Below are 13166 nucleotides of genomic sequence, written 5' to 3' on the forward strand. Positions count from 1 at the left end.
CGGTCGGGCGTGAAGCCGCGAGAGCCTCACGCCGTCGAAATCGGCCGGACGTCACAACGGTCCGGCACTTCGCTATCGCACTCAGCTATCGATCAGGCGCCGCTGAGTCCGGCCTGCACTTTGGACGCGACGTCGGCCGGCACCCATTGCTTCCACATCTCCGGATGCTCGCGCAGGAATTGCGTGGCCATGGCCGAACCATCGAGTTTCTTCGTGCTCATTTCGAGGATCGTGCTGTTCAGAAAGTCCATCGGAAACTTGACCTTGTTGAGCATGGACACGAGTTGCGGGTCGGCGTCGTAGAACGGCGTGGACACGCCGACGGTGACATGCGAAACCATGTACGACGACGCGCACTGCGAGGTGCTGCTCTCGTCGCGCAAGGTCTTCCAGCAGGCGTCGTTATAGGGCGGCATTTTCAATTCGACGAACTTGTACTTCGCCATCAGCGCGGCCGGTCCCCAGTAATAGAACACGATCGGCGCGCCACGCTGATACGCGGAGGCGATCGCCGCATCCAGTGCCGCGCCGGTGCCCGGATGGAAGTTGGTATAGGTCGCGTCCAGATTCAGTACTTTCAGCAGACGCGTATTCACGCGCTCGCAATCCCAGCCGGTCGGGCAGTTGAGAAAGCGGCCCTTGTCCGGTTCCTCGTCGTCGGCGAATACGCTTTTGTATTTCGGCAAGTCGGTGACGGCAACGAGGCCCGGCGCAAGCGGTTTGATGCCGCGTTTCGGATCGCCCTTCACCACGTATTCCGGCACGAACCAGCCTTCTTTCGTACCGCCCGGCAAGGTATCGCCGACCAGTTTCACGCTACCCGATGCGACCGCCTTCGCGGTGATCTCGCTGCGGCCGGTCCATTGTTCGGCCCACACCTGCACGTCGTTGTGCGCGAGCGCGGTTTCGGTGGCGGCGGTACTACCCGGCACGACGTCGGTCTTGCAGCCGTAGCCCTTCTCCAGAATCTGCCGCAATACTTCGGTCGCGAACGAACCGCTTTCCCATGTGATACCGGCAAAGTGGACGGTCTTGCCTTGCGCGCACCAGCTATCCGCGGCGTGCGCGGTCGTGCCGGTCAAGGCGATGGCGGCGGCGCACAGCACCGCGCGGAGTTGTCTGCATTGCATCGTGGATCACCCTTGGAGTAATGAATTGCATTGAATGGGTTGGCATGGGAAACGTCGGCCGCAATGTCTCCGAATGCGGCCGCGCTGAGCGTTCAGGCCAGCAGGCGTTTCTCGAATGGATAGTCGGACAGCAGTTCGACACGGCCGTCGTCACGCACGTAAACCTGCTCTTCCAGCTTGACCCCCTCACCGCCGGCTTCATGACCGATATAACTTTCGATGCACAGCGTCATGCCGGGCTCGATCACGCCGTCGTACCCCTTGGCCTCGTTATCCTCGCGATGGACGATGTACGGATATTCGCCCGTCATGCCCACACCATGCGCGAGCGCGAAATAGCGGCGCGCCTGATAAGGACCGGGAATCTTCCACGCCTTCGCGATGAACTCCTGGAAGGTCGTGCCGGCGCGCACGTTCTCCATATTCGAATGCACCTGCTCATAGGCGAGCGTGTAGAGCGTCTTCTGTGCCGTGGTGGCGGGCAGATCGCCACACAGGAAGGTGCGCGAGAAATCGGCGTAATAACCGAAGCGGCCCACCACGTCGGTATCGAGTCCGACGAGTTCGCCCGCCTGGATCTTGCGCGGACTGCTTTCCTGGAACCACGGATTGGTGCGCGGCCCCGAGCTGATCAGACGCGTCTCGACATAATCGCCGTCGGTCTCGATGATGTGCTTGTGCAGATACGACCACAGTTCGTTTTCGCTAATGCCCGGCACCAGCGCCGCTTCGAGCCGGCGCACACCTTCTTCGGCGGCACGCAGCGACGAGCGGATCATCTTGATCTCGTTGGGCACCTTGATCGAACGGGCGCGTTCCAGCGGTTCCTGCGCGTCGCTGATCTGATAGCCGCGCGCCTGCAGCGCGAAGGCCGCCGCCGAGGTCGCGCTTTCAATCGCGATCCGCTTGCCGCCGCCGCTTTGCCTGACGAGTTCGTCGATCTCGTCGGCCCAGCGCTCGGTGACGCGGCCCAGCATGTCGTCACAGAAGTAGTAGGAAATCGCGGTAGCGGGTCGCACTTCGTCGACGGTGTCGAGGCCGTCGGCGAGGAAATCACAGCCCGCGTATTCGAACAGCACGACCTTGCCCTCAGCCGGCACGAACAGATAGCGCGCGGGATTGCGCATCGAATACACCTGCATGTTGCGCGAGCCGGTGGCGTAGCGCATATGCGTCGGGTCGAACAGGATCGCGGCGGTGAGGTCGCGCTTCTTCAGTTCGCGGCGCACGGCGGCGAGCCGGTCGCGTTGAATCTGCGCGATTTCTTCCGCGGTCGGTTCGCAATCTTCCGGAAGATGAGTCGGGCGAATAATCGTCATGGTTTCTCGACAGGGGGACGGGGTTATCAGTTTGGTAAAGCGGTTTCAATCGACCAGGTTGTCGGCACGCACCAGCCTCTGCTCGGCTTCCAGGTGCATTTCGGAGACGCGCCCGTACAACTGCCGGGTTCGTTCGAGCCGGCCGATCACACCCGGCTTCTGCGAGTACGCGAAGATCGCCGTGTGACGTTCCACCGTGCCTTCCACCCGGGTGACGCGGTGCAGCGAAAAGCGCCCTTTGAACAGTTGCAGATCGCCCGGTTGCAACGTGATCACGTTGATCGGCGCGCGCGTCTCGCCGCGCACCACGCTGCCCACGCCGCCGTAGTTCTCGCCTTCGGGCGAGCGGATATTCGGGCAGTACTCGAAGTCGCCGCCCGCTTCCGGCTGTTGCGTCATCATCGATACGATGAATTCGTTGGTGTCGTAGTGCCACGGCTGCTCGGTGCCGGGTGGCATGACGTTCTGCACCAGGCCGGCGTACGGGTCCGCGTATTCCCACACACGCGTTTCGCCGAGGCAGGTTGCGACGAACCGCTTCATGGCCTGCGCCACATAGATGCGATGCACGATCGCGTCGGCCGGAATTACGTCGCGGGTCACGAAGCCGCTGGTGCGGTCCATGAAGACGCGGCGCGGATCGTCGGTGGGCAGCGAGGGATCGTCCGCGGTGAAATAGGCGTTGACCTTACGGGTTGAAAAGTAGGTCTTGGCGGCCAGCGCCACGCCTTCGGCGCGCGCCTGGGCCAGCGCCTCGGGCCGCAGGAAGCCGTGCAGCACGGCACTGCCGTTGCCCGCCAGGTGGGCACGGCAGCTCGCCACCAGCTCGCGCATGCGCGGGTGGTCCGGATCGTGCAGCGGATAACGCCCGGTATCGACGATGTCGCTCAAATCGTTGCATTCGGCATCGGCAAGAGGAAGACTGACTGACACGGCGGGACTCCAGATTAGGGGTTCGGACTGATTTGTGACGCGAATTGTTTTCGACAACAATCACCTCACTGACGCCCCCATGTTTTGATCGCCAAATTTCTTTGGAAAGCGAGTAATTCCGATGGCTTCCATCAGCGGACCCGATTGGTCAAAACTGAGTTCTCTCGATCCCGAACTGGTGCGAGCCTTTGTGGCCGTGGTCGACAGCGGCGGATTCACCGCGGCGGCGAAGTTGCTGCACCGCACCCAATCGACCATCAGTCTGCGTATTCGTACGCTGGAAGAGCGGCTGGAAACGCACATGTTTCTGCGTAACAGCCGGCGGCTCGCGCTGTCACGCGACGGCGAAAACTTTCTGATTCACGCCCGCCGCATTATTCAGGTGCAAAACGAAGCGATCGCCGCACTGAACCGGAGCAATAGCGACGGCGTGATCCGTTTCGGCCTCCCGGAGGATTACGCGGAGCTCTGGCTGCCGGAGTTGCTGAAGAAGTTCTACGCGCTGCGGCCTGGCGCACGGCCGCATATTCATTGCCGGATGTCGCTCGAATTGCTGGAGCGACTGCAGGCCGGCGAACTGGATCTGGCGCTGGTGGTGCGGCACGGCTCGCAGACGAGCGGGCGGCATCTCGGGCGTGAAGAGGTGGTGTGGGCGGCGCACCGGGATTTCGTGCTGGAGCCCGACGCGCCCGTGCCGCTGGCGCTGTTTCCCGAGACCTGCTGCTACCGTCAGCGCGGACTTGAAGCGCTCGCCGCGTTCCAGCGGCAGTACCAGGTGGTGTACACCAGCCAGAGTCCGACGGGGATCAAGGTGGCCGTCAATCACGGCGCGGCCGTGACGATCATCGACCGCTGCACGTTGCCGGAGAACTGGCGTGTGCTCGGCGTGTGTGACGGCCTGCCGCTGTTGCCGGCGGCGGATCTCGAGTTGCATCGCTCATCGGTCAATCGCGATCCGGCGGTGGACGATCTCGCCGCGCTGATCGAAGCGATGGTCGAAGAACGCAGAAACGTGGCCGTCGGCGTGGCCGCTTGACGATGGAGTCCGCCTTTGCGGTCTTCGTTGCGAGGCGGTGACTTTTCCGGCGGCGCTGCACAGAGCGCCGCCGCGTTTCATCGACATACTTAGTCTGACCTCACACGCTTCTTCTCCCTGGCGAGACCCTTCGCCTCTCCTCGAAGTACTTCGGATCGCCAACGTTTGACTGCGAGCTCGCGTTCTCCAGCGCTTGCTCCATCGGCGAAGCCGATTGATCCCATCAGAATTCCTCGCTTTGCAAAAAGTATTGGCCGGAAAATCATGCGACGGCCCCTAGCCAATCCACACTGGAGATCACATGAAAAAGAAAGTCATCGCCCTCGCCCTGCTGGGCGCCGCTTCCCCCGTGTTCGCGCAAAGCAGCGTCACACTCTACGGCGTGATCGATGAAGGCATCGACTACACGAATAACGTTGGACACGGCAGCGTCGTCGAACTCGCCAGCGGTTATGCGCAAGGCAGCCGCTGGGGCCTGAAAGGCGCGGAAGATCTCGGCGGCGGACTCAAGGCGATCTTTCAACTCGAGAACGGCTTCGACCTGAATTCCGGCCGACTCAATCAGGGCGGCCGTATGTTTGGACGCCAGGCGTATGTGGGGATTAGCAGCGACAAATTCGGCACGGTGACGTTGGGCCGTCAGTACGATTCCGTGGTCGATTACCTCGCGCAGACAACCGCCAACGGCAATTGGGCCGGCTATCTGTTCGCGCATCCGTACGACAACGACAACACCGACAACTCGTTCCGCCTCGACAACACCATCAAATACGCGAGCCCCCAGTTCTCGGGTTTCCAGTTCGGCGGCACGTATAGCTTCAGCAACGATACGAACTTCGCCAATAACCGCGCGTATAGCTTCGGCGCGCAATACGCGACCGGTGGCCTGCTGGTCGCCGCGGCCTATTTGCAGGCGGACAATCCGGGCGTAGGCTCGAACGGCGCAATCACCGCGAACGACGCGAGCTTTATCGCCGAACGCATGCGCGTGTTCGGCGGCGGCATCAACTACACCTTCGGTTCGACGACCCTGGGCTTCGCGTACACCAACTCGAATTACCAGAACCCGACCGGCAATGGCTATATCGGCATTCCGCTCGCCGCGGCCGGCGTCACGTTGAACACGCTGAAGTATCAAAACTTCGAGGTGAACGCGAAATACCAGTTCACACCCGCGTTCTTTGTCGGCGCGCAATATGTCTACACGCTGGAGAACTACGACGCGTCGTCGGGCAGCGTGAAGCCGAAGATTCACTCGGTCGGTTTGATGGCGGACTACAACATCTCGAAACGCACGGACGTCTACGTGCAGGGCGAATATCAGAAGGTGGCCGGCAGTTCGACCCACTCGATTCTCGACGACGCGTTCATTCCCGGCGTGCAGTCGCCGTCGTCGACGCAGAATCAGGTCGTGGCGCGCGTGGCGCTGCGTCATAAGTTCTAAGGTCCGCTAAATCGCGGACGGCGCGCGCGACCGATTTAAGCCTGGGTGGTCGCGCCGCCACCCAGCCGTTCTTCTCCCCCTGCCTGCATCGCCTTGACTCGACGCAGATATGAAGGTAACCTTTGTAGGTAACCTTCATATCTGTAAGCCATGAGTAAGAGCGATACCCCTGCCGCTTCACCTGCCTCGGCACCCAGTGCCGACGCCCTGCACGCCATGGCGGAAGATCTGCGCGTGGTAACCGGCAAACTGCGCCGGCGGCTGCGCGAAGAAGCGCATATCGGCGACTTCACGCCGTCGCAGATTCAGGTCTTGAGTCTGCTGGAACGCGAAGGCTCCGCCACCGTCAGCGCCCTTGCGCGTCTGCACGGCATGCGCCCGCAATCCATGGGCGAAATGCTTTCGGCGCTGAAGGCCGCCGGACTAGTGACCGGCGCGCCCGATCCGAACGACGGCCGGCAAACGGTTCTCTCTCTCACCCCCGCTTTCCGCAAGAAGGTCAAAGCCAGCCGCGCGGCGCGCGAAGACTGGCTGTTCCGCACCATCCAGACGCGCTTTTCGGCGGCCGAGCAGCAGCAACTCGCTATCGGCGTCGACTTGCTCAAACGCCTCATCGACTCGTAACCCGCAGGAGAAACCCCATGGCACTCACCACTCTCGACGCAAAGACCGCACTGGTCGTGATCGATTTGCAGCGCGGCATCGTTGCGCTGCCCACCGCGCACCCCACCGCCGAGGTCGTGCAACGCGCGGCGCTGCTGACCGAAGCGTTTCGCCGCCACGGTTTGCCGGTCGTGCTGGTCAACGTTGCCGGCGGCGCGCCGGGTCGCGCGGACCAGACGGGTCCGAAGGGCGACTTCCCGGCCGGCTTCGCGGACCTGATGCCTGAGCTGAACCAGCAGCCGTCGGATCACGTGGTCACCAAGCGAACGTGGGGCGCGTTCACGAACACCGATCTGCAGGCGTATCTGCAACAGCAAGGCGTCACGCAAGTGGTATTGCTCGGTGTGGCGACCAGCATCGGCGTCGAATCGACCGCGCGCTTCGCGCATGAACTCGGGCTGAACCTCACGCTGGTGGTCGACGCCATGACCGATATGCATCTGGACGCGCACAACAACACGCTCGCGCGCATCTTCCCGCGAATCGGCGAAACCGGCACGACGCAGGAAGTGCTCGATCTGCTCGAACAGTCCCACGCATGAGCGAGTTCGCCAGTCCGCGCGTAGCGCTGCTCGCCACTCGTTTCTCCACAACGGAAACGATCCGGTGACAGGTACTTTCCGTTCGCTGCGCACGTTCAATTACCGGGTCTGGGCTAGCGGCGCGATCGTGTCCAACATCGGTACGTGGATGCAGCGCACGGCGCAGGACTGGCTCGTCCTCACCGAGCTCACGCATCACAACGCGACGGCCGTCGGCATCGTCATGTCGCTGCAGTTCGGCCCGCAAATGCTGCTATTGCCGCTCACCGGCTATGCGGCCGATCACTTCGACCGCCGCAAGCTGCTGTTCATCACACAGGCGGCAATGGGCTCGCTGGCGCTCGGCCTCGGGCTCCTCACCGTCACCGGACTCGTGCAGCTTTGGCAGGTGTACGTGTTCGCGGGTTTGCTCGGCTGTGTGACCGCGTTCGATTCGCCCGCACGTCAGACTTTCGTATCCGATCTGGTCGGCGAAGAAGATCTCTCCAACGCGGTCGGGTTGAATTCCACGTCGTTCAACGCCGCGCGGATGATCGGGCCGGCGGTCGCGGGGCTATTAATTGCCTCGGTGGGAACCGGCTGGGTGTTTCTGATCAACGCTCTCTCGTTCGTCGCCGTACTCGGTTCGCTGCGCATGCTGCGGCTCGACCAGTTGTATCTGAAGCCACGCGCGAAACGTGCGCGCGGCAGTTTCGTGGAAGGCTTCAAGTATGTATGGACGCGTCCCGATCTGAAGGCCGCGTTGTTGATGCTGTTCCTGATCGGCACGTTCGGGCTCAACTTCCCGATCTTCATTTCGACCATGTCGGTCACCGCGTTTCATGCGGGCGCGAGTCAATATGGTCTATTGAGTTCGACCATGGCGATCGGCTCGGTGACCGGCGCGCTGCTCGCGGCGCGTAGGTCAAAACCGCGCATGGCGCTGCTGCTCGGCGCAGCCGCGGTTTTCGGTGTGGGCTGCACGGTGGCGTCGTTGATGCCGAACTACGTGCTGTTCGGTATCGCGCTCGTCCTGATCGGCATGTCGACGCAGACCTTTACCACGTCGACCAACAGTCTCGTGCAACTCTCCACCGAGCCCGCCATGCGTGGCCGCGTGATCGCGATCCTGCTGGCGATTGCGCTGGGCGGCACGCCGCTCGGCGCGCCGGTAGTCGGCTGGGTTGCGGACCGCTTTGGGCCGCGTTGGGCACTCGGCGTGGGGGCGGCGTCGGGGTTCGCGGCGGCGCTGGTGGGGTTGATGTATCTGGTGAAGTACCGGCAGTTGCGCGTATATGTAGAGGGTGGACGGTTGCGCTATACGATCGACGATCCTCGCCAGGCGCCGGCTTATGTGAGCCCGGCTACGGCGGTGCAGAACGCGGTGTTGAACGAGGCCGAAGAGGATACGTCGTCGAGCGTGTGAGGATGAAGCGGCGACGAGCGGGTATTTGACGTAGCCGCTGTCCGTCGCCGTGTTCGGGAGTCAGCAAACTCGTCTCGTCGAGGCCGACTCATTCAGCACTGGTTTCAACCGGTGTTCGATTCATCGACACCAAGGCTCGTGGCGAGTGCCTTGAGTGCTTCCGCGTCAGCCGTGCCGATCATGACGACCAGCGCGATAAAGATGGCTGCCGGCGCTTCGTTTCTCCGCTGCAGCGGTGTGTTGCCATCGTTCAGCGACACGCCGAACATCGTCTCTTCCGCCGTACAAATCACCGACACCACGCCCTGGATAATCATCAGATCGAGTTGCATGCAGTCGATCCGTTCAAGCGTCGACCACGTCATATCCGACTGACGCACGATGTCGTCCCAACCCACCGCTAGCTGCGAAGATGTATAGCGGGAAATCTCTCGTCCCTCGTCATCGATCCACATCCAGTTTTCGTGCGATGGAGAAGTGAGCCAATGCCCTGTTGTCAGGGTCCACGGCGCGTGACGGCTTAACCAGCTACGATTTACGTCGGGGGCGAAATCGGCCAGTGTCAGGCGTACCAGTTCTTGCTTGTCGGTCATGATGTGCTCTCGTTGTCGGACTGGGTCCAGTTTGTTGCGCCATAGCGGCTATCGGTAAAGACCGGCATGATTTCTCCGGCTTCGAAATGGCAATGACTATCCGCCTTCGCGGGGGTTTGCCACCATCATGCTTCGGGGCATGGGCTACCGCGCGGTACGCTGTGGCGAACGGGTTTATGTTCGACGGGGTATGGGACGATGGTTGGCGGTTCGGGGATGGGCGGCGCATCGGGTAGGTCGAAGCGCGCTGTCCACGTTCGTGCATTCTTCGTATCCGTTTGGGGAAGATGCGGGTCGTATAGATGAAGGCCATCCGGTTTCGGGTCGCGTAGTACACGTAAGACGCTGTTCACGAAGACGTACGGTTCGGGTAGACCTTCTTCGGGTGCGCCGAGACGGGGGAAATCACCCGCGCGAATCAGTAACGACGATCCGATATGCTCGATGTGGATGTCGAGGCGGTCGAGCGCTTTGCGTAGTGCAGCTTCGCCGCCAAAACGCTCGACAAAGAAATCGCCGAGAATCGTGTACCAGTTGACGCCTTTGATGAAACCCCATCGACCTACCTCGGCTCCCGGGTGCAGGTGATCGTAGGCCGCAGTCAAATCATCCCTCGACTCGCCTTCATATGAAACGGGGTCGTAGCTATAAATCAACAGATGCGCCGTGCTGTCGATTTCCAGCCCACTGAATCGGCTAGCAAGTGCCCATTCCTGCGATGTATAGCGGTGATAGCTATAGGGGAGAATCGGAGAAAGGCCACCGTAACCGCCGCGTACAACCAACTTTTCACACACGTAACGCAGGAAATTTTCGTACTGCGCGATGCCCTCTTCCGTCGTCACCAGATCCATCGGCACGTTGAATTTCAGATACGACAAGCCGGACTCTTTGCCCTTGGGTACTTTCAATCGCCCCGTGGGCGAAACATAGTCATCGGGAGTCGCGACTCCGGTCAGTGTCTTTATGTTGTAATCGGCGGCCGCGTCCTGATTGGTTGCGCTGGAACGAATCGCGCTGACTCCGAGGTATGACGGAGTATCCAAAATAGCGCGCCTTATCTTTTCGACGCCGGCTGCGGTACGCTTGGTGAAATTGCCGAGATCGATATCTTTACCTCCCTTCAGATGCTCGCCGAACATTTCCTCGAAGCGGTCAAAGCAATCGAGAATGGCTTGACGCACAGCCGGTTGAGAACCGCGCTCAAAGTACACCGTGCCAATCACACCCGGCAGCACGCCCATGCTGTTATCCGCACGGCGCACGCTCAACTCTTCCTTGTAGCGGGTCAGCGCCTGCAAGGGCGTCAATATGGGTTTTGAATCACGGAATGTCATTGTTTGTTCCGTATCTGTTGGTGCTATCAAAGGACTAACCAGCCGACGTAACCACTGTCACTCGCGCTAACCCGACTACGATTCAAGTCCGACGAAAAATCGGCCTTCGTTCGACGCACCATCCCTTGTCTGTGCGTCATGACGCACTCTCGTCTTCAGACCAGATCCAGTTTGTTGCACCCCATCTGCTGCCCGCAAAGACCGGCATGATTTCTCCCGTTTCGAAATAGCGACGACTGTCCGCCTTCGCGGGGGTTTGCCACCATCCCGCTTCGGGGCATGGATTACCACCCGGCACGCTATGGCGAACGGGTTTACGTTTGACGGGGTACGGCACGATAGTCGGCGGCTCGGGAATGGGCGGCGCATCGGGTAGATCGAAACGCGCTGTCCAAGTCCGTGCATTCTTCGTATCCGCATGCGGAAGATACGGGTCGTATAGATGCAGGCCATCCGGCTTCGGGTCGCGCAGCACACGCAATACGCTGTTCACGAAGACATATGGTTCGGGTAGACCTTCTTCGGGTGCGCCGAGACGCGGGAAGTCACCTGCACGAATCAGTAATGACGACCCGATATGTTCGATATGGATGTCGGGGCGGTCGAGTGCTTTGCGCAGTGCGGCTTCGCCGCCAAAACGCTCCACAAAGAAATCGCCGAGAATCGTGTACCAGTTCACGCCTTTGATGAAACCCCACTCGTTGACTATAGCGCCGGGGTGCAGGTGATCGTACGTTGCGGTCGGATCGTCCCTGGATTCGCCTTCATATGAGGCGGGGTTATAGGTATCGATCGATAGATGCGCAGTGCTGTCGATTTCCAGCCCACTGAATCGGCTAGCAAGTGCCCATTCCTGCGATGTATAGCGGTGATAGCTATAGGGAAGAATCGGAGAAAGTCCACCGTAACCGCCGCGTACAACCAACTTTTCACATACGTAACACAGGAAGTTTTCGTACTGCGCGATGCCCTCTTCCGTCGTCACCAAATCCATCGGCACATTGAATTTTAGATACGACAGGCAGGACTCTTTGCCCTTGGCTACTTTTAATCTCCCTGTGGGCGAAACATAGTCGAAGTTTGTCGCGACACCGGTTAGCGTTTTGATGTTGTATTCAGCGGCCATGTCCTGACTGGTTGCGCTGGAACGAATCGCGCTGACTCCGAGGTGTGACGGAGTATCAAGAATAGCGCGCCTTATCTTTTCGACACCGGCCGCGGTACGCTTGGTGAAATTACTGAGATCGATATCTTTGCCCCCCTTCAGATGCTCGCCGAACATTTCCTCGAAACGGTCAAAGCAATCGAGAATGGCTTGACGCACGGCCGGCTGGGCACCACGCTCGAAATTCACCGTGCCAATTACACCCGGCAGCACGCCCATACTGTTATCCGCAAGGCGCACACTCAAATCTTCCTTGTAGCGTGCCAGCGCCTGCAAGGGTGTCAATACGGGTTTTGAATCACGCAGCGTCATAGTCTGTTCTGTATCTATTGAGTCTATTGAAGGATTAGCCAGCCGACGCAACCACCGTCACGCCGAGCCCCAAGGCGAGTGCCGCAAGCGCTTCTGCACTAGCCGCAGAAACAATCGCGGCCAGCGCAGTGAAGATTGCGACCAGTACCGGAGCAAGCAAGACGACAATTGCGACGCCAGCAACCACGACGACAATTGCAGCCAGCACCTTGAGCGTAGTAATGGCGACTTGTGCCCAATCAATCTGCTTCAGAAATTCCCAAGTCATGTCGGTGGTGCGAACAATCTCATTCCAACCGGCCCGTAACTGCTCCATCGTGTAGCGATAAATCTCCTGCCCTTTTTCATCAACCCATACCCATGCGTCACTCGCCTTATCCGCGACCCATTGACCAGCCGTGAATATCCAAGGTGCCTGTTCGTGGAGAAAAGCGCTCGTTTCTTCTGACAGGTAGGTGTAGCCGCGATGAACAGCATCCCATACCGGCGCGACCGCGTCGGCAACATCTTCGGCGTGCCGTTCCGCCGACGACCACCAGTCCTCATACCAGACCGGCTCAGTCACGGGCGCAATCGTGCGGATAGGCACGCGTTGTCGTTGCCTTCCATTAGCAGACTGCGGAGCAGGTACGTTTGCCAAGGCACGCTGACGCACTTTCTCCAACTCGCCATTACAATCGCTTACGTCAATCACCGTCATGCGATTTTTGAAGTTGCCTGCAATGATCTGATAGGCCGTCTCTTGGTCCTCATTCCAACGATCCCCCGGAAACTTGATCTCTACCAGTCGTAACATGTTATCGACATGAGGCTTACTGTCCTGATCGACGTCACCACGACCGGGCCATCTGTCCGCCGGATTCTTTACGATAATCACGTCGGGGCGGCGGAGATAGCCAGGTTTCATTCCCGGCGGAAACGGATTCAAACTGTGACGCCGACCTGGCCCCTCTGTCTTGTCACCGCTCAAAAATGGAATCGGAGCAACGATCTTGTTCGATGCAAAATACGGCGACATATCAAAGCTCACCTCCGCCTTGTACTGCCAGTAAAACAACGCCTTCGTTTCATCGTAGCGAATCGCCAGTGTCATCGCGACCTGCTTCAACAAATTGACCGTCGTCTTACCATCCGGCAACCGGATGTACACGATCTTCGGCATCTGCAACGCGTGCTCGACCTTCTCCTGTAAATAACCCTTTTTGCCCGGCGGAATACGCGCGTATTCCGGTTTCTCGTTAATCGTCGTGCAGGTCGACCCTGCTTCTTTAAGCGATGCCCCCATGC

Annotated in this window: 11 protein-coding genes and 1 pseudogene; 5 read left to right on the plus strand and 7 right to left on the minus strand. The window is 60.0% G+C overall.

Annotation, left to right across the window (positions count from 1 at the left end):
* Window positions 1-92: 92 nt before the first annotated feature.
* The 3 genes from HWY05_RS19240 to HWY05_RS19250 form a co-directional block, all read right to left on the minus strand.
* Window positions 93-1130 carry an ABC transporter substrate-binding protein gene (locus HWY05_RS19240; RefSeq protein ID WP_035556296.1) on the minus strand — a complete coding sequence of 346 codons (1038 nt, stop codon included), beginning with the start codon at window positions 1128-1130 and terminating at the stop codon, window positions 93-95.
* 92 nt (window positions 1131-1222) lie between these two features.
* The gene (locus HWY05_RS19245; RefSeq protein ID WP_035556294.1) at window positions 1223-2449 is read right to left on the minus strand and encodes a Xaa-Pro peptidase family protein; all 1227 of its coding nucleotides are present in this window, start codon (window positions 2447-2449) and stop codon (window positions 1223-1225) included.
* Between the two features lie 45 nt (window positions 2450-2494).
* The gene (locus tag HWY05_RS19250; RefSeq protein WP_035556292.1) at window positions 2495-3382 is read right to left on the minus strand and encodes a hypothetical protein; all 888 of its coding nucleotides are present in this window, start codon (window positions 3380-3382) and stop codon (window positions 2495-2497) included.
* A 121-nt stretch (window positions 3383-3503) separates the two neighbouring features.
* On the opposite strand from HWY05_RS19250, the gene HWY05_RS19255 reads away from it, so the two are divergent.
* The 5 genes from HWY05_RS19255 to HWY05_RS19275 all read left to right on the plus strand — a co-directional run bounded on the left by HWY05_RS19255 (window position 3504) and on the right by HWY05_RS19275 (window position 8472).
* Window positions 3504-4418, plus strand: coding sequence for a LysR substrate-binding domain-containing protein (locus HWY05_RS19255; RefSeq protein ID WP_035556290.1), 915 nt, complete (start codon window positions 3504-3506; stop codon window positions 4416-4418).
* Window positions 4419-4719: 301 nt separating this feature from the next.
* Window positions 4720-5862, plus strand: a complete 1143-nt coding sequence (locus HWY05_RS19260) for a porin (protein ID WP_035556288.1) — start codon at window positions 4720-4722, stop codon at window positions 5860-5862.
* A gap of 150 nt (window positions 5863-6012) precedes the next feature.
* On the plus strand, window positions 6013-6486 hold the full coding sequence (locus HWY05_RS19265; protein ID WP_176059247.1) for a MarR family transcriptional regulator: 474 nt from the start codon (window positions 6013-6015) through the stop codon (window positions 6484-6486).
* Between the two features lie 17 nt (window positions 6487-6503).
* On the plus strand, window positions 6504-7067 hold the full coding sequence (locus HWY05_RS19270; RefSeq protein ID WP_176059248.1) for an isochorismatase family protein: 564 nt from the start codon (window positions 6504-6506) through the stop codon (window positions 7065-7067).
* Window positions 7068-7131: 64 nt separating this feature from the next.
* Window positions 7132-8472, plus strand: coding sequence for an MFS transporter (locus tag HWY05_RS19275; protein WP_035556282.1), 1341 nt, complete (start codon window positions 7132-7134; stop codon window positions 8470-8472).
* A gap of 104 nt (window positions 8473-8576) precedes the next feature.
* Here HWY05_RS19275 and HWY05_RS19280 read toward each other — a convergent pair whose 3' ends face one another.
* The 4 genes and pseudogenes from HWY05_RS19280 to HWY05_RS19295 form a co-directional block, all read right to left on the minus strand.
* Window positions 8577-9065 carry a hypothetical protein gene (locus tag HWY05_RS19280; RefSeq protein ID WP_176059249.1) on the minus strand — a complete coding sequence of 163 codons (489 nt, stop codon included), beginning with the start codon at window positions 9063-9065 and terminating at the stop codon, window positions 8577-8579.
* Window positions 9062-10402, minus strand: a pseudogene (locus tag HWY05_RS19285) (type VI immunity family protein). The gene HWY05_RS19280 and the pseudogene HWY05_RS19285 overlap by 4 nt, the downstream one beginning before the upstream one ends.
* Before the next feature lie 136 nt (window positions 10403-10538).
* Window positions 10539-11879, minus strand: coding sequence for a type VI immunity family protein (locus HWY05_RS19290; RefSeq protein ID WP_176059250.1), 1341 nt, complete (start codon window positions 11877-11879; stop codon window positions 10539-10541).
* A gap of 34 nt (window positions 11880-11913) precedes the next feature.
* The gene (locus HWY05_RS19295) at window positions 11914-13164 is read right to left on the minus strand and encodes a VRR-NUC domain-containing protein (protein ID WP_035556273.1); all 1251 of its coding nucleotides are present in this window, start codon (window positions 13162-13164) and stop codon (window positions 11914-11916) included.
* Window positions 13165-13166 lie beyond the last annotated feature (2 nt).

The organism is Paraburkholderia sp. BCC1876 (assembly GCF_902833695.1).
Taxonomy (GTDB): Bacteria; Pseudomonadota; Gammaproteobacteria; order Burkholderiales; family Burkholderiaceae; genus Paraburkholderia.

Excerpts from the sequence above, each read along its gene's own strand:
- HWY05_RS19240 (WP_035556296.1), bottom strand. The coding sequence starts at position 1,130 with ATGCAATGCAGACAACTCCGCGCGGTGCTGTGCGCCGCCGCCATCGCC.
- HWY05_RS19245 (WP_035556294.1), bottom strand. The coding sequence starts at position 2,449 with ATGACGATTATTCGCCCGACTCATCTTCCGGAAGATTGCGAACCGACC.
- HWY05_RS19255 (WP_035556290.1), top strand. The coding sequence starts at position 3,504 with ATGGCTTCCATCAGCGGACCCGATTGGTCAAAACTGAGTTCTCTCGAT.
- HWY05_RS19260 (WP_035556288.1), top strand. The coding sequence starts at position 4,720 with ATGAAAAAGAAAGTCATCGCCCTCGCCCTGCTGGGCGCCGCTTCCCCC.
- HWY05_RS19265 (WP_176059247.1), top strand. The coding sequence starts at position 6,013 with ATGAGTAAGAGCGATACCCCTGCCGCTTCACCTGCCTCGGCACCCAGT.
- HWY05_RS19270 (WP_176059248.1), top strand. The coding sequence starts at position 6,504 with ATGGCACTCACCACTCTCGACGCAAAGACCGCACTGGTCGTGATCGAT.
- HWY05_RS19280 (WP_176059249.1), bottom strand. The coding sequence starts at position 9,065 with ATGACCGACAAGCAAGAACTGGTACGCCTGACACTGGCCGATTTCGCC.
- HWY05_RS19290 (WP_176059250.1), bottom strand. The coding sequence starts at position 11,879 with ATGACGCTGCGTGATTCAAAACCCGTATTGACACCCTTGCAGGCGCTG.
- HWY05_RS19295 (WP_035556273.1), bottom strand. The coding sequence starts at position 13,164 with ATGGGGGCATCGCTTAAAGAAGCAGGGTCGACCTGCACGACGATTAAC.